General features: G+C 64.5%; 11 protein-coding genes. 4 read left to right on the top strand and 7 right to left on the bottom strand.

The window, feature by feature from the left end; all coding sequences use genetic code 11:
• Positions 1–115 precede the first annotated feature (115 nt).
• On the top strand, positions 116–568 hold the full coding sequence (locus Rhe02_RS36285; protein ID WP_203912988.1) for a Rieske (2Fe-2S) protein: 453 nt from the start codon (positions 116–118) through the stop codon (positions 566–568).
• Here Rhe02_RS36285 and Rhe02_RS36280 read toward each other — a convergent pair.
• Positions 558–1,022, bottom strand: coding sequence for a hypothetical protein (locus Rhe02_RS36280; RefSeq protein ID WP_203912987.1), 465 nt, complete (start codon positions 1,020–1,022; stop codon positions 558–560). The genes Rhe02_RS36285 and Rhe02_RS36280 overlap by 11 nt on opposite strands.
• Positions 1,023–1,179: 157 nt before the next feature.
• Between Rhe02_RS36280 and Rhe02_RS36275 the strand changes: the two genes are divergently transcribed.
• Positions 1,180–2,994, top strand: a complete 1,815-nt coding sequence (locus tag Rhe02_RS36275) for an outer membrane protein assembly factor BamB family protein (protein ID WP_203912986.1) — start codon at positions 1,180–1,182, stop codon at positions 2,992–2,994.
• An 81-nt stretch (positions 2,995–3,075) separates the two neighbouring features.
• On the opposite strand, the gene Rhe02_RS36270 is transcribed toward Rhe02_RS36275, so the two are convergent.
• Entirely contained in the window at positions 3,076–6,948 is a 3,873-nt protein-coding gene (locus tag Rhe02_RS36270; RefSeq protein ID WP_203912985.1) for an RICIN domain-containing protein, read from the bottom strand.
• A 156-nt stretch (positions 6,949–7,104) separates the two neighbouring features.
• Entirely contained in the window at positions 7,105–7,353 is a 249-nt protein-coding gene (locus Rhe02_RS36265; RefSeq protein ID WP_203912984.1) for a hypothetical protein, read from the bottom strand.
• A 159-nt stretch (positions 7,354–7,512) separates the two neighbouring features.
• Here Rhe02_RS36265 and Rhe02_RS36260 point away from each other — a divergent pair, with 159 nt between their 5' ends.
• Positions 7,513–8,583 (top strand): serine hydrolase domain-containing protein, encoded by a 1,071-nt coding sequence (locus tag Rhe02_RS36260; protein ID WP_203912983.1) that lies wholly within the window; start codon positions 7,513–7,515, stop codon positions 8,581–8,583.
• Positions 8,584–8,895: 312 nt separating this feature from the next.
• Here the strand turns inward: Rhe02_RS36260 and Rhe02_RS36255 are convergent, their stop codons facing one another.
• The 4 genes from Rhe02_RS36255 to Rhe02_RS36240 all read right to left on the bottom strand — a co-directional run bounded on the left by Rhe02_RS36255 (position 8,896) and on the right by Rhe02_RS36240 (position 14,675).
• The gene (locus tag Rhe02_RS36255) at positions 8,896–11,142 is read right to left on the bottom strand and encodes a UvrD-helicase domain-containing protein (protein WP_203912982.1); all 2,247 of its coding nucleotides are present in this window, start codon (positions 11,140–11,142) and stop codon (positions 8,896–8,898) included.
• Positions 11,143–11,153: 11 nt separating this feature from the next.
• Complete coding sequence (locus Rhe02_RS36250; RefSeq protein WP_203912981.1) at positions 11,154–12,095, bottom strand: hypothetical protein; 942 nt, start codon at positions 12,093–12,095, stop codon at positions 11,154–11,156.
• Positions 12,096–13,066: 971 nt separating this feature from the next.
• Positions 13,067–13,627, bottom strand: a complete 561-nt coding sequence (locus Rhe02_RS36245) for a hypothetical protein (protein WP_203912980.1) — start codon at positions 13,625–13,627, stop codon at positions 13,067–13,069.
• 73 nt (positions 13,628–13,700) lie between these two features.
• A complete protein-coding gene (locus Rhe02_RS36240) occupies positions 13,701–14,675 on the bottom strand; it encodes a pentapeptide repeat-containing protein (RefSeq protein WP_203912979.1) in 975 nt (324 codons plus the stop codon).
• Between the two features lie 368 nt (positions 14,676–15,043).
• Between Rhe02_RS36240 and Rhe02_RS36230 the strand changes: the two genes are divergently transcribed.
• Complete coding sequence (locus Rhe02_RS36230) at positions 15,044–16,111, top strand: nucleotidyltransferase family protein (protein WP_203912978.1); 1,068 nt, start codon at positions 15,044–15,046, stop codon at positions 16,109–16,111.
• Positions 16,112–16,194: the final 83 nt, after the last annotated feature.

The following is a 16,194-nucleotide window of genomic DNA, read 5'->3' as shown; positions in this document are numbered from 1 at the left end:
CTGTACGCGGGCCACCCGTGACCCGCTCTCGCCGCGGAGCGGGCATCCGGATGGTCACACCTGTCCCACAGGTTTGGGACAGGTGCTCCACAGCCGGCCCAACAAGGCTGGACGGATGAGCGATGAGGGTGAGGCCTTCGGAGGTACGGTCCGGCGCACGCTGCTGGCGCGCGGTGGCGTGCTGTGCGGCGCGGTCGGGCTCACCGGTTTGACGGCGGCCTGTGGTGGTGGCGCGGCAACGTCGAGCACCGGATCCGGTACCGAATCCGGCGGCTCAGGTGTGGTCGGCGACGTGCTGGCCGCGGTCGGCCAGGTGCCGATTGGTGGTGGCGTTGTCGTCAGCGGTGTGCTGGTCGTGCAGCCGACTGCGGGCGTGTTCAAGGCCTACAGCGCCACCTGTCCTCATCAGGGTGGGCAGGTAAGCGCCCCGGTCGACGGGGTCGCCACCTGCCGGCTGCATCAGTCCACATTCGACATTGGCGACGGAGCGCGTCTTGGCGGCCCCGCTACCCGCGGCCTGACCGCGATCGGGGCCACCGTGCAGGGCTCGAACGTCGTCAGATCCTGACAACACGGCGATGCGGGCCCTCTCGGCGGATACCCCGCCCAAGAACCGGTGACGGACCCAGGGCTGTCCGCGGCGCGGCTCCCCTGACGAGCATGACCTGATCGCGCCACACCCGGCGCTTGGCGGAGGCTTGAACGGCACGACCTGGCAGCACTGTGACTAGATCGATGCGGTACAGGTCATTGGCTTGGATCTCGGCTTCCCGTCGCAGTTGTTCGTCCTGGTCGAGATGCTCGTAGAGCACCCGCGACAGCAGCCGCAGAAAGGTGGGATTCTCCTGGACATCGTCTGGGCCGAGGTGGTCCAGGTCGGCGCCTTCACCCACCACGCCCATGATCGCCTCAGGATGCTGGCCGTGTTCGAATGCCCAGTCTGGTTCGAGGATCGATACGACGTCGCGCTCGCCCTGCCCGGTGTCAAATCGGTAGATGAACACCTGGCGTTCTTGAGTCATAGCCCGACATGCTAGCCAACCCAATCGCCAGAAAGTCGTCTGGCGGTTGGGAGCAGTCCCCCCAGACGCGTCCTATCCGGTCGATCATGATTGTGGCAACCCTTTCCGGGAGGCTGGCCGTTTCTCATCTGGTCCCCATACTGATTCGGTGGAGCGGATGAACGAAACCGACGACTTTGATGCGTTTTACCACGGAAGCTTCCGAAGGCTGCTGCGCTACGCCAGCGGCATTGCCTTCGACCTAAACGATGCTGAAGATCTGGTTGGGAAGGCGTATGCGCGGGCGTGGCTGCGCTGGCGATCGCTGAGGGATCACGAGGAGCCCGAGGCGTGGTTACGCGCTTTGGTGACTCGGCTCGCCATGGACCGACGGCGCAGGAACATGACTTCGTCCGCCTTCGGCGCCGATGGTATGCGCGTGCCCGGCGCCGAGGCGCTTCGGGCGTTTCCGCGCGATCAGCGTCGTGTCCTGGTGCTGCGTTTCCTGCTGGACCGTTCGCCCGAACAGATCTCCAAGGAGACGGGTACCGATCTGAGCGCCGTCGAGTCCTGGCTTACCCGCGGCCAGGAGGCCGGCATCGCGGAGCTGTTGGCGGCCATGGGTTCTCAAGCCGATCAAGTCGATCGTTTGCCACCCGCCCTCGTCCGCGAAGCTGCTGTCAAGCGGCTGCGCCGTCGGCGTAGTGGCCTGGCGTGGCTGCTCGTGCTGGCCGTGATCGCGATCAGCGGCGGTGTCGCCTTCCTGGTCAACCGGACTGCGCCGACGACCTCGCTGCCAACCACACACGGCGGTGCGGTGGTTCCGCTTCACCAGGTCGGTCCGGGGGTTGCCTACGGCCCGGGTGGGCTGGCTGGGCGGCCACAAACCGTGATCCGCCAGGGGCGGGCGTTCGCGACCTGGCAACAAAGCGACTTGACCTCCGTGATGGTGGCGATCGACATGCAATCCGGTGAGCAGGTATGGCGCCACGACGAGGAACAGGTGGGCGCCTGCGGCACTCTGAGCGGTTCTGACGAGGTGCTCCTTTGCCGGTACCAGAAGACCGGCTCCACCGTCCAACAGGTGATCGCTTTGGACTCGGCCGACGGCCACGTGCTGTGGCGCTTCCCGCTTTCCCGCAACCTGATGCGGTTCGGCGACATCGTCGTGGTCGATGGCGGTCAGGATCTGGTCGGGCTCAACCTCCGTACCGGCGAAAAAATCTGGACCGTGGCCGCCGGCCCGGTCGAGGACACGCAGATTGCGCCCATGATGTCGAGCAGCACCGGCTGGGCCACCGAGCCAGTCGAAGGCTGGGAGGACCACCGTCTGGCGATCATGAACTTGAACGGCAGGCTGCGTTTTGTGAACACCGACTCCGGCGCGGTGACCTTCGAGAGCACCGTCGCCACCGCGGGCAGGCTCGATTCGCTTGCGGCCGTTGACGGCACGGCCTATGCCGGCGACGGCACCCAGCTGCGTTCGGTCTCGGCAAGCGGCGAGACCGTCGTGCACACCGTGCCGGCCGGCCGCAGGCTGATCCGTGTAACCCCTTGTGGCGCTGGACATCTGTGCGTCGCCGAGCAGGGCGCGCAAAGGTACGATCTGGTGATCGTCGACGTCGCCAAGAAGCAGCCGCTTTGGCGGGTCAACACCACCGCGGTTCCGTTCGCCAATGCGATCTCCGGTTTCTACTTCGTCACCGCCGGCAGCCAGGTCCAGGTGTTCGACAGCGCGGGGGCACCGGTGAAATCCTTCAGCAGCGACACCGAGATCCCGACCGTCATCGGCCCCGATCGGGTGCTGCGCGTCCACGGCGACCTCGTGTCGGCCGGACCCGTGGGGGTGCTGTTCACGGTCGGCAACATCAGTGCGACGAGCACCGTTCCGATCGGGCAGCTGGTGGCTTTCGCCCGCGGGTGCAGTCCCAACACCACCACCGTTGTCTGTCCAACCGATACTGGGGTGACGGTCTGGCGGTACGTGGACTAGCCCTTCAGTAAGCATGTCGCGCGCCTCGGGCGGGGACGCCGCGGTTCGTGGCATCCCCGCCCGGCTAGGCCGGAGCGCTATTTAGATTTCACATTCGAACGGTGCCTGGCACGGCGGCGGTGGGGGCGGAGGAGGAGGAGGAGGCGGCGGGTCACCGAAGGTCCACGTCGCCCAAACGATGCTGCCGGCGGCGTTGTGTATCACGAAGTTGCCGTCGTTGCCGAAGACCAGTCGCCCGCCTGGTGCCCAGGTGTTGGAGGCCCATAATGGTTGCCCGGTCAGCGAGTAGACGACGAGATTGCCATCTGTTTGGAACGCCGCGTACGCGCCGGGCGAGTAGGTGCCGCTTGCCCACAGGGCCTGCCCAGAAGGCGAGTAGATGACGAGGTTCCCGTCGGCCTGCATGTACAGCGTGCCGGTGCAACCCTGGTAGGACTCATCGGGTTCGAAAATCTCGGTGGCGAACCAGGTGTAGCCGCACTGCGGCTGCGGTGGTGGTGGCGGGGATGTGCCCGGCGTAATCACCAGGAACTTCTGGTTGGTCCCGCCGTGGCAGTCCCATTGGTAGGCCCGGCCACCGTCGGCCCGCGACGCCCCGGCGATGCTCAGGCAGCGTCCCGAATGCACGTTTGCCAGGGTCAGCGTCTGGCCCGGCTGCGGTGCTGTGTTGAGTACCCATTGCTGGTTGTTGGCGCCGTGGCAGTCCCATTGCTGGACCCGGCCGCCATTGTCGAACCACGCGCCCTCCACATCGACGCATCGTCCGGAGTGGACGGCCTTGAGGAGGAAAGTTCCGGTTCCGGTCGCCTCGAACCGGAACTGCTGGTTCGCACCCGCATGGCAGGCCCATTGTTGGACCGTTGTGCCGATCGCTGGGCTTCCACCCGCCACGTCAAGGCACTTGCCGGAGTGCAGCGCCACCAAGCTGAACGCAGGTCCAGGAGGAGGCGGCGGTGGCGGATCACCAAACGTGCCGGTGTTCCATACGGCGCTGCCGGCGGAGTTGTAGATGACAAGGTTGCCGTCACCCTGGAAAGCCAACGAGCCGTTGACAGCCAAGCCCGCGGTTGCGGTTGACCACAGCACGACACCCGAGGTGGCAACGACGACCAGTTCGCCGGAGCTGCGGAATTCGGCGTGCGCGCCGGGGTTGCCCGCCGTACCCGTAGTCCAGAGAACACGCATGGACTCGCTGTAGATAACCAGGTTTCCGTCGCTTTGCATGATGAGTTTGCCCTTGGGCATCGTGCAGGCGTATCCGTTCGCGATGACGGTCGGCGCCCTCCATACCTCGCCACACACTGGCGGCGCGGGCGGCGGGCAGGTCCCGTTGGGAATGCCGTCGATGGCATGACTGGGCAACTTCACCGCGCCTGTCGTCACCGTGGTCGGCGTCTTATATCCGCAGCCGATGACATAGTGCGTGCCGGTTCCGGCATCTCTGAGCACGGTCTGGTCGACCGGCGGTCCCGCGATGGCGGCTATCTGGTCGGGGTTTAGCTGTTGGGCGGTGACACCGGGTTGGTAGGGGTATCCGGCGGCGATGATGTCGGCTGGATTTGTGAAGGGGAACAGTGCGCCGCCGGCTGCCACGAACACCGAGCCGCTGGACGCGTCGGCGATCAGCGTACCGTTGCCCGGCGTGGGGATCGACGAGGTGCTTGCGGGGAAACGCTTGCCGCCCAGCCGGATGTAGGCGGCCAGCAAGGCGCGATGGCCGGCCCGGTTGGGGTGCAGATAGCCCATCGTGTTGCAACCGCACTCGTCGTTGTTGGGCACGTTGACGCCGTGCGTGTTCTCGTTTCCGGTCGGGCACGCTGTGTGCCGGGCCAGCGCGGTGTCGAACGCCAAGTAACGGATCTTGATGCGGGCGTCGCTGTCCTGCGCCTGCTCGACCGCGCGGCGCAAGATGACGTCGATGCGGCGCAGGACGGTGTTGGCCTGCAGCTCGTCGACGCGGACCAGACTGGTGGAACACGACTGGGTATCGGAGAAGATCTGCGGATAACCCGCCACCTCGATGATGGCGTTGGGCGCGGCGGCGGCGACCGTCGCGTACAGGTTTGCCAGCTGCCCGATCAGGCCGTCGGCCTGGTTGGCCAATTCCACGTCGGTGGGCAGGCAGTTACTGGCCGGCCCCGTCTTGGAGTGCGTCAGCCCATAGGTGACCGCGCACGTGGCGATCTGACCCAAGCCGGTCAGGGTCTCGTTTCCCCGCACGTGCGTGACATTGTTGCCGCCCACCGAGACCTGCACGGCCGCGGTGTTGACGCCCAGACCCACGGCTGCGCCGCCGTTCATCTTGGCTTGCGCAATCGCGCGGGTGATCTGCCCGTTGGTGCCGGCGATGTTCGCCCCGCTACACGCCCAGTTCTGGAACGGGGCCTGACCGCCTGCGATGGTCTGGTTCGGCGGGTGAGCCAGCGCCACCCAGCTGGTCGTGGCCACATGGCAGTTAAGGTTCGTGGCGGCGGTCGGTGAGATGAGCGGGTCGGTGTTGAACTGCGGTGCGCCTTCCCCAGAGATGTACGAGTCGCCGAAGGCGACGTCGCGGGCGCCCTGGATTCGCGCCGGACGAGGTGGCGGTTGCGGGCACGCGGGCAGCGCCGACTCGGGTGGCTCCTCGGCCGGGAACGGATCGGTGGCCAGCAGGCCGTGGTAAAACTGCCGCAGCTGGGTGTAGTCCTCCCGCTGCGATTGCATGCCCGCGCAGATGTCGTTGTTGGGGAGCCGCTGCGTTACCTCGAACGCGCCGTCTTCCCCGTCGCCTCCGGCACCGGCGGTCACCCCGGCGATGCCGTCGGAGCCATCCAGGCCGTTGACACCATCGAAGGCTGGGATCACGTCATAGGAAATACCGCCGCGGCCGCCGATACCGCCATGGCCGGCCGTGCCCCCGCCACCACCGGCTCCGCCAAGACCGCCATGGCCTCCACTGATCGAGATTTCGATGTTCGCCGGGTCGTAACCCGGCGGGTAGGTGACGGCGATCTCGCCGCCCTCACCGCCGAACCCGCCGGTCGCACCGTGGCCACCATGCCCGGCGGAGCCGCCGTTGCCCCCGTTGCCACCGCGCCCGCCCGCCGCACAGGCGTAGGTGTAGTAGTAGAAGTCGCCGCCATCGCCGCCTTCACCGCCTGTCCCGCCGTCACCCCCGTTGCCGCCAGGGCCACCGTCGCCGCCGTCGCCACCCCGGCCACCGTTGGAGATCAGCCGATAGGTGTCGGTGGAACCGTCCGGGACGTCGAAGACAATGTCGCCGCCGTCGCCCCCGTCGCCACCCGGGCTGCCGTCGCGGCCGTTGGCCCCACTGCCCCCGCTAAGGCCCGATTCGCCGCTGGTGGCCGGATCACACCAAGGCTGCTCCGCCTCAATGAACCTGGCATCGTGACCCGACATGCCCGAACTGCCCACGCTGCCACTCGCGCCGGAGGCCCCCGTCGCACCCGTGCTGCCGGTAGCGCCGGTACGGTCGGGCGGCGTCACGACCGCCAGGCTTTCCCGGGTACCCGCGCCGCCAACGATGCCGGAGCGGTCAATGGTGATCACCATGCCAGCCGCTCGCCCGGCCACCGACAAGCCGTTGGCCGGGTAGAGCCGCAACGGGTGCGAGCCGGTGACCCGCAAGGTCGGCGATGAGAGCACAATGCGTTGCGCCACAATCGTTGTCTGGCCATCGAGGGACAGATTGGCCGGCACGTAAACGGTGCCTGCCAGCACGGTGCCGCGGACGGAACCCCTTAACGACAACTCCGGCCGCAAGGTGGCCGCCCGGGCTAGCAAGGAACTCAAACTGCTTCGCCAGTCGTCGGCTGATAGTCCTGCCAATACTTGTTGTTCAAGCGCCGCAAGGGTTTGCCCCACGCCGATGCGCACCGGGGCGACCCCGGCGGCGCCAGTGACCAGCACGGTGACGGCAACAGCGGCAAGTACCGCGCGCGTTCGTCGATCCATCAAGAGCCTCCACTAGACAGTGAGGCCGATTGTGGGATCTGTTTCCACAGCGGAATAGATAAGATCGACCGCCCTAATCGATATAGTCATAAGGCGAGCTGCCCCACCGAGCCGCCGCAGCTACCTTGCTGTCGACGTCGGCGATCATCGTCGCCGCTACCAGTTGTCCCAGCCTAGTAGGCGCGGCAGCTCCTCAAGGTACGGTCCATACTCCGGATCGTCCTCGGCAATACGACGAAGGACCATCCTGAACTCCTGACGCTCCTCTTCGTTCATCATGTTCAGGTCTGAGGCGATGTTCTCCAGCCCTTGAGAGGCAACGTCACGGTCAATCTCGGCGGCAGAAGACTGGTCAAGCAGCATGATCGCCGAGATGACCGCGCGCGCCAGGTGTACTTCAATCATCGACTCGCCTCACTCGCATGATCCAGGGTTAGTGATCCACTCTATGCGGTGACGCTTAGCCGGCAACGGACGCCTGCACCCGCACCTCACTGAACCTCGGTTTTGCACGGGCCTGCGGTTTGACGGTGGCCGATATTCTGACGCGCTGAGGGGGCTGCCATGACGGATGTGGGTTACCTGCAGTCGATGTTGCAATGCGATGTGGACGCCATGGTGGCCGACGGCGCCGTGGGCGTGATCGCGCAGGTGTGCACCGATGATGGCGAGATTCGGGCGCGCAGCGGTGTGGCCGACACCGCCACCGGGGCACCGGTGCCGTTCGATGCCCATTTCCGCATCGGAAGCAACACCAAGACCTTCGTTGCCGTGGCGATGCTGCAGCTGATCGCCGAGGCACGCCTTCAGCTGGACGATCCGTTGCGGCGGTGGCTGCCCGGCCTGCTGGAAGGCGCCGGTTACGACGCCGAGGCGATCCGGGTACGCCATCTGTTGCAGCACACCAGCGGCATCTCCGACTATCTTCTCGACGAGCGGTTCCAGGCGGTGTTCGCCGACGTCGACGGCCTGTTGCACCACTTCACCGCCGATGATCTGGTGGGCTACGCGCTGGCTCGTCCTGCGGTCTTCAAGCCGGGCAGCCGGTGGGAGTACTCAAACATCAACTACATCCTGGCCGGCATGATCATCGAGCGGGTCACCGGCCGTACCTGGGAGCAGCAGGTCACCGAGCGAGTCATCGAACCACTGGGCCTGCGTGAAACCGTTGCGCCGCAACAACCTCAACTACCCGGCCCGCACGCTGTCGGTTACTACTGGGATCCGGACACCGATGCCTACCTCGACGTGACCTTGATGGATCCATCGTGGGCGGGTGCGGCCGGCTCCATGGTCAGCACCCTGCACGATCTGGGGATTTTCTGGCGGGCCATGGGCAGCGGCCTTCTCCTGCCACCGGCCCAGGTCGCGCAGATGCGCACCACAGTGGTGGTGAACGACCCCACACGCATCGCCGGCGGTGCCTACGGCCTGGGAATCGGTGCGGCGCCGCTGTCGTGCGGCGGTGTCTACTGGACACACGGCGGTTCGCTGCCCGGCTTCAAGACATTCAACGCGGTCAGCGACGACGGCGAGACCAGCGTGATCATCTCGGTTTCCGGTCATGGCAAGTCCGAAGGCACCCAAACACTCGGACGCGACATCATCGACCGCACCCTATGCGCCCTCAAATGATGTGGGCTCGATCGTCGCGCCCACCAAGCCTCGCCGCCGGACATCGATCCTGGCCAGCAGACTCTGAACTCTGCGCACCGCAGTCGGCGAAGCACGGTGCTGGAGGAAGGTCAAAGGACTGCCGAGAGTTCTGCGGTCGTGGCGCGTCGTCGTCGCTTCGCGACGCATGATCTATCGGTGCCGTCGCTGAAAGGGATGGTTGTCGAACGAATGGGCCTTCCCCGTCCACGCACCTACGTTCAGACCCAAGATCCGTTGTGGCACCACGATCTCCTCCAGCTGGCAGTTGGATCCAACGCTCGCCGGCGGTGGCTACGACGACTGAAGGACGCCATCCTCGACAGCGGTGCGAAGCACGTCGTTCAGGTCGTTCTCGCCGCTGGTGGAGAAGATGCGCAGGTTGGTCTGTGCCCGGGTGATCGCTAGGTAGAGGTACGTGATCGCCGCCCGTTTGGCACTTGTGCCCTGCCCACCGAACTCCGCCTGCCCCTCCGCGGTGAAGACTACGACGACATCACTGAATTGCAGGCCCGCAGCGTATGGCCCGGCGGTGACCACTACTGCACGCCGAGAGATGCTGAGCTGATAGAAGTCGTCGCGGCTCTCGACGATTTCAAACCGAGATTTGAGCCCTCGGCCTGTGCGAAGCGGTTCCACGACGGCGGCCAAGTCACTATTGGTGACGCACACCACAGCCACTCGGCTGTCGCCCTTCACCTTCCGGGCGACGGAGTCCGCATACTCCAGGGCGCGAGTGATCACCGAGTCTTCCGGTGAGAAGCAGACCACTGGCATGTTGCCGCCCGAGGCCGCGTCGGACGTAATCGCTTCGTATTGCCAGTCGTGTCCCATGTCCACGATGTTGGGGACACGGTTGTGAGCGTGCCTGACGAAATTCAGAATCATTGGTGCGAAGCGATAGTTGGTTCGCAGATCGATCAGCTGCAAGTGTTGTGGCGCGCCGATGAAGTCGCGGACGGCGTGACTGAGCTCGTTCTCGCGCAGGCCGGTCACGTAGGCGAAGGGCGACTGGTAGGGATCGGTAGCGAGGATGATCTTTGGGTATTCGTCGGGCTCACGGGTGAGCAGGTGCAGAACCAGGCGCTCCACGTCGTTGAAAAGATGGAACTCGTCGACGAAGAGGAAATCGTAGCCCTCCAGCTTCCGGCGCAGGTTCCACAGGTAACTCTCCAGGAACAACAGGAAATCGCTCATGGCCTGATCGATAGTGAGCTGATTGCGCTGCACCAAATGCTCGACATAGTTTCGATAGATGCCGAACGCGAATTCGCGATCGCCTTGCTTTTTGAGGTTAACCATCCATTCGGCGCGCGGGAGATTGATGTACCGCCGCAGGGAGTTCACCCCGGGCTTGAGCCGGTTGGCGTCGATGACCTCGACGAACTCCCGCATGAGACTCCAGCACAGACTCTTGCGCTGATCCGATCGGCGGTCGGCGAGCGCTGACTGCCGGACCCATGCGCTTACGTTGTCCTCATACGTGGACCAGGTGGTTGCGGTCACCTCGTCGATGGCTTTGGAGATCAACTCGAGCTGACGTTGCTTACCGTCGAGGCTGTCCTCGCCGAAGACCTCCGCCCCATGGGACTGCTCGCCCTGGAGGAGCGTTCGCAGGAAGGTAAAGGGAACGACGTCCACATGCCGGCTGACTACTCCACGCTCGTCAAGTCTGTCCAGCGCCTGGTTCACTTCCGTCGCCAGCGATGAGCTGTGTGTGACGAAGAGAATCTTGAACTTCTCCTCGTCGTGGGCCATGCCGCCCTCGACCGAGCTCGTCTTCCGGTCGATGTCGCGGTAAAGCTCTTGAAGAACCTTGAGCATCATGACCAAGGTCTTGCCCGTACCAGCCGCCCCGCGGATCTTAATCGGCGTCGTCGTCGTGTCCAGAACCTTGCGTTGGGCCGCCGTGAGTTTGGGCAACCACATGCTGTAGGTGTGGGTGCCGATAACCGAAGCGAAGCCGATAACACCAAGATCGACGGTCGGCTGGAGCAGCTGCTCCGCAGCGTCCAGCTCCGGTGGAAACTGAGCCGCCGCTGCGGAAAGGGACGCCGTGTAGCGCTGGCGGACGGCTTCGGCGAGGTGCTTGCGGGGGTGAAAGTCCTCCAGCCGAAGCTCATTTCCGCGATGTGTTAGTCGCCAGAAACACGCGTCGCCGTTGGGCATCGCTTCGGCTATCCACCGCATTGAGTCCGAGTTGAGGTAACGGGGAAGGGCGAAGAAGGCGATCAGGCTCTCGAACGAGTACTTACTCCAGTTCCAGGGGAGCGAGACCGGCGGATGCGCGATCTCCCACGCGGCACGGTCCACGCGCTTGAGAAGATCTTCCTGTCCGTTGGGACACATGCTCGTGACACTGGACCAACTATCGCCGTCGACCATGATCAGGCGGCTGTTGACGTCGTCGTTGCGGTGGAAAAGAAACACATCCGTCTCGACCGCCATTGCGATCAGATCCGGCCCGTACTCCGCGCCCTCCTCGAACGGCTCAAAGCCTACAGTACGGCCAATCTCAAGGTACGAGCGCAGGCTTTGCATGGAAAAGACTCTCACCCTTGCCGCCCCTCATCCGAATTCGGCTCGCATGTCGCCCACAGGTCGCCGTACACCTTGATTCTTGCGTCTCGCGACTTGCTGTAGTCTTCCGGCAGTCCGATGTCGGTGAACACTCTGGCCATGTGCTGCACTAGCTTGTGAACATAAAGAACGTTGAGGCGGCTGATCCGTCGCGCTCGGTACAACCCAGGCCGGCGCCGTTCCTCCGTAGCGGTGAGCGAGATCTCGGACTGCCTTATGTCCCGCAACATGCGCAGGATCGCGACATAGCCGTCGGTCAGGTTCTCCGCTAGCGAGTTGATGAACAGGAAGTCGCCTGGCATCTTGTCGCCCATAGTCTCCTTAAGGGCTTCGACGAAATTCGTCAGGGCGTTGTTGGGTTTTCGCCCGTGCAGCTGGTCCAGCTGGCTCGCTGCGTCGCGCAGGATCACCAGGCTTTGCCGGAGTTCGTCGCAATGTTGCAGACGATCCAGCGCGGACCGGTAGATGGAGAACTGTTGGACCTCGCTGGTCTTCTGCCTTAGTAGGGTGGACTTCTCTTCGAACAGACGGATGACGGAGGCCGTCTGACCGAGTTCCAACATCTCGTGCACGCGCTCCACCAGGTCCGCCTGATCCGCGTCGACCAACGCTTTGGCTATCTTTACCAAACAGGCGGCACGGCGGCGATCAAGCAGTCGGGGCACCTGGATGTGGTGGGTATAGATGAGTGCGGGAATGAGCGGTACACAGGTGAGAACACCGTCGTGTTTGCTCCAGGTCAGATCGCAGTTCGCGGTCACGACAACCGCGAAATGGCGGTCCAATAGGCCGACTTCGCCGACGAGATTCTTGGGGATCATCTGCAGGATGTCGCCCTGCCTGAGATCTTCGCCGGTACCGATGAAGTTTGGCTCGTACTCCCCGAGGAATTGATCCAAGACGACAGCTGCCACGCACGACACCATAGCGGTAAGTAGCGCGCCGATACCTCTGCGTCGTCTCTATGGTGGTCGATTTTGTCTGGAATAGTGAGTGGACTGCGATGATCGGTGGGCATCAAGAGCCGTTTTGTTGCACCCGTGGGGGTTCGGTCATGCGGTCGCCTCGCCCGCTCGTGGGCTATGCCCGCCGGCGGCCAGGACTCCATATAGGACCGGCATATAGTTCAGAATGCCAAGAGCGCCGAATAGAATCACGGCGACGGCGCTCTGTGCCTGGCCTTCCATCCAGCTGCAGTTCCGACAAGGCAACGTCCATGCGGTGTTCTCGCCTTCACCGGATGCCTCATGTCGACGTGGAGGGTCGTGCCCTCTCGCTGGCGAGACCACCTGACGACCCTGCTCAGAGCGCTAAGGACCTCGCCCGCCGCCCCCAAACTGCTTGTTCGTCGATCCCCGCTCATAGCGACCCGCTACCCCGCACCGCAATGAACGTGCCGGGCCCGGACGTAGAGGCCGACATCGCCACAGAAGTCAGCCGCAGGATATCTGTCCAACGCCAGCGTTTAGCAGAACGAGCACAGTGAAATGGACAAGTCCCACGGCGCGCCTGAGGCCACGCATACGCATCGAGCTCGACTAGGACAACGCCTGGCGCCTCGACACTGAAGGACCGGATCGCCTTGACCACGAGGTGATCGACGCCCTCGGTCCACATTTGTATCGCGGATTCCGGCCCGTCCAGTGTGGCTGATCGCCCAAGGTCGGCGGCCGTTCGCGGGCCGAGGTCGACATGGATCACGGAGGGCAAACTCGTTTCGGCAGTGCGGCTGGGCGGCAAGCTCTTCGGCGCCTGCACGATGGCCCCTGGCAGATGAGAGGGAGTCGATCGCGTGCTCGCTGCGGTGCGCGCAGCGATTGCCCGCCGGGCGAGCGGGCGAAACGGCAGCCGCTGGATTCTTGGCTCGGCCAGCCGTGTGTGGTGTTCACCAGTCGGGATATTCGAGACCGAATACCTCCGGTCGGGCACGGGCGCGATCGGCCCAGCGTGCCTTCTCGCCTTCATTGCTGGTGTCGTTGAGGCTCTTCGTCTTTTCGTGGTCGCCGGGCACCGTCAACGGCCAGGTGGGTGATCCGCGTTGGCCCTTGTCGTCGGTGAACCAAAACGGGGCGCTGAAGGTCCAGCGTTTGCCGTTCGCGTCGGCCACCTCCTCGCCGTCGTGCAGCATGGCGAAAGGCCGGTACACCAAGTGGCCGTCGAGGTTCCATTCCGACGACGGGTCGAAGAACATCCCGCCCACCGAATCTGGCGTCGGCGACTCGGCTGTCCTCCAGACCGTCCAACCTTTTCCTGATGCCTTGAACTCGTTCTTGGAAATCTCGAGGATATACACCTCGGTCTGCGGAACGAAGACATGCGCGGTGTCGCCCTTGACCAGCGTGTCGAGATCCTCCCGGAAACGCTGCAGGGTATGACTCCAGTCCCCGGGGCCGATCCCGTAGCTTTTGCCGTCAGGATCGGCCGCCAGCCAGAACGAGATCTTCATCTCGGACCGCCTGCGTATCAGCACAGGCTGGTCATCGGAATGCAGGCGCCAGATGTCCCCCGGACGGCCTGCGTCAACAGGTATCGCCATGGCGGCCTTCGGCGATGTTGGCGAGGAGCACATTCTCGGCAAGGACACCAAGGGACGGACTGCCACCGTCAGCCACACTTTCAAAGTCGAGTCGGTTGAATACATATGCGTCGCGGTCCCGAAACGGGCCTCGGAGACTGTACTCCAGCCTCAGTGACAGAATTCGAGCTTCCTTCGATGAATCGGCTGCCAGTTCGGCCAGCGCCCGGTGGGCCACAGAGCGGTATTTGGGGATGAGATGAATCCCTGCCCTATCTGGCAGGCGGGTCCGCTCAAGGTTGAAGCCGCGGAATTCCACGAATCGAAAGTCAGCACCATGAAAATCGACGTCGTCGAGTTCGGCAGGTGCCGGACGCGATCGGCCATCCGGTGCGGCGCCTAGATCACGCCCATCGAAAACGACCTCACTGAGTGCACCGGCGAAACGGCACCGTGCGATGGCGCAGCGCTCGAACATGGCCCCGTCGAGCCTTGCCTGCGAGAAGTCGCAGTCTTCTGTCTGAACTTCCTGAGCGACCACGCCGCGGAGATCGGCACCGCGCAACGTCGACGCCAGCATCTGATTCGTCCGCGGGTACCGGCTGCTCCAAATCGTTTCGCGCAGGTTGGTCGTGTCGAGGCTGCAGTCCCGGATACGACTACCCCAAAGGCTCCAGTTTCGGCAATCCGCCGAGTCGAACACACAGTTGTCCAACTCGCTGTCGAAGAAACGGATCTGGCGCATCGAGGCTCCTGCGAAATCCATCGACATCCAGTGCTGGTTTCGTATTTCGAGACCCGTCACCCGCGTATGGTCCTTGCCGGGTTTGGGGAAGCTGATGCCCCGCAGGTCCCATCGGCCGTCGTGAGCATCGATGGGTAGGCCGGACAAGTCGCCGCCATGCATGAGCTGGTCCAACACCGACTGAGCCAAAGCTGCTCCCTTGACACCCGACCACCGGCCACGCATTGCTTTCATTCGATGTCCTCAGCAGGGCAGCGGAATCCCGTTACCATATCTCGTCGGGTACTTCAGGACATGACCCGCCAATGGCCAGGAGTCGTGATATCCCAACATGCATTGGTCCTCGAATTGCCCATCACCGTGAGGCGGTGAAACGAATCATCGGTGGGCGCGGCGTGGCGGGACATCCCGGCGCGGTACGGGTCGTGGCAGTCGGTGTACACCCGGTTTCAGCGGTAGGCCCTGGACGGGACGTACACGGATCGCGTCGCGGAACTGGCTCTGACTGGGCTCCGGTCGTTGAGGTTCCGCCGCCGAAGCCCGGCCGATGGCGAGGGATCAGGCGCTAGCGGAGATCGGCCGGGATGCGGCATTGTGAATGGATGCATCCGCGTATCTCGATGATCACGGTCGAGGAGCTGCTCGGCGTACCGCCGGGGTATCCGCCATGGCGCGTGGCCGACATGGCGCGCCGGGCGAGGGCGTTGCCGACGTGGCTGTCGACGGCGTACGCCCGCGGCATCCCGCTGTCCCCCGCCGCGCAGGAGGTGCTGGACCGCGAATGGCGCCGGGTCGAGACCTTGCACGGGATCGCCGAGGCGATGGCGGCCGCTCATCGGGTCACGGTGCTCAAAGGCGTCCGGATCGCAGGGCACCTGCCCAAGGGGATGCTGCGCCAGTCCGGCGATGTCGATCTCGTCGCCGCCGACGAGGAGGCGCTGTGGCGGTGCGTACAAGATCTTATCGAGCGCTTTGACGCGGTGCCGCAAGGTGTCAGCGTGATGACCGGCACCGACACGCACTACGGCGTGGCCCTGAAATGGCCGGCCAGCGAGGCGTTCCTCGACAAGCCGATGGGTGCCGACGTCACGACGTGCGCGTTCGCGGGGAACTTCGCCGGGGTGCCGATCCGGACGGCCCCGCTCGACGACGACGACCTGTGCTCGATCTTCGCTGTGGCCGAGGAGCGGTTTCAGCGCAAGTACCGGCTGAAGGATCTGCTCGACCTGCTGGTGCTGGCCGAGGTGGCCGAGGACCGCTTCGGCGGCGAGCTGCTGACGCTGATTCCGCGCTACGCCAAGGAAGTGTGCCTGGCACCCGAGCTGCTTCAGCTCATCGGAAAGGCCGACGCCTGGGTGCCGGTGTCGCCGTTGTGGGAAGCCATCGCGGCCGCGCTGCAACCGGTAGCGCAGGACGAGAAGGCCGCACGCAAGGGCGGCGGCCGCGTCATGCACCGGCTGGAGTTCGGCTTGCCGATCTCCAGCATCACGAGCACCGCAGGCATCGCGGAGCGGATCGAACGAGGCGGAGGGGACCTCCTCAAGACGCCGATCGGCACGTGCCTGCTGGTGGACTCGCCGGTGGTGGACGCCGACGAGCTTGCGGCGGCACTGGAGTTCCTGCGCCGAGGAGGTCCCGCGGCGGTCATTTGCCCGGGCGGGGCGGCTTGACCTTGAACTCGGCGCTGATCAGGTGACGCATTTCTCCACCTCCGTTCCCGCATCGTTCGGAGACGTCCGTTCGGAAGACCAGG

Origin of the sequence: Rhizocola hellebori (assembly GCF_016862955.1) — a bacterium.
Taxonomy (GTDB): domain Bacteria; phylum Actinomycetota; class Actinomycetes; order Mycobacteriales; family Micromonosporaceae; genus Rhizocola; species Rhizocola hellebori.
Note: the sequence above shows the minus strand (reverse complement) of the source record. Positions and strands in the feature narration are given on the sequence as shown.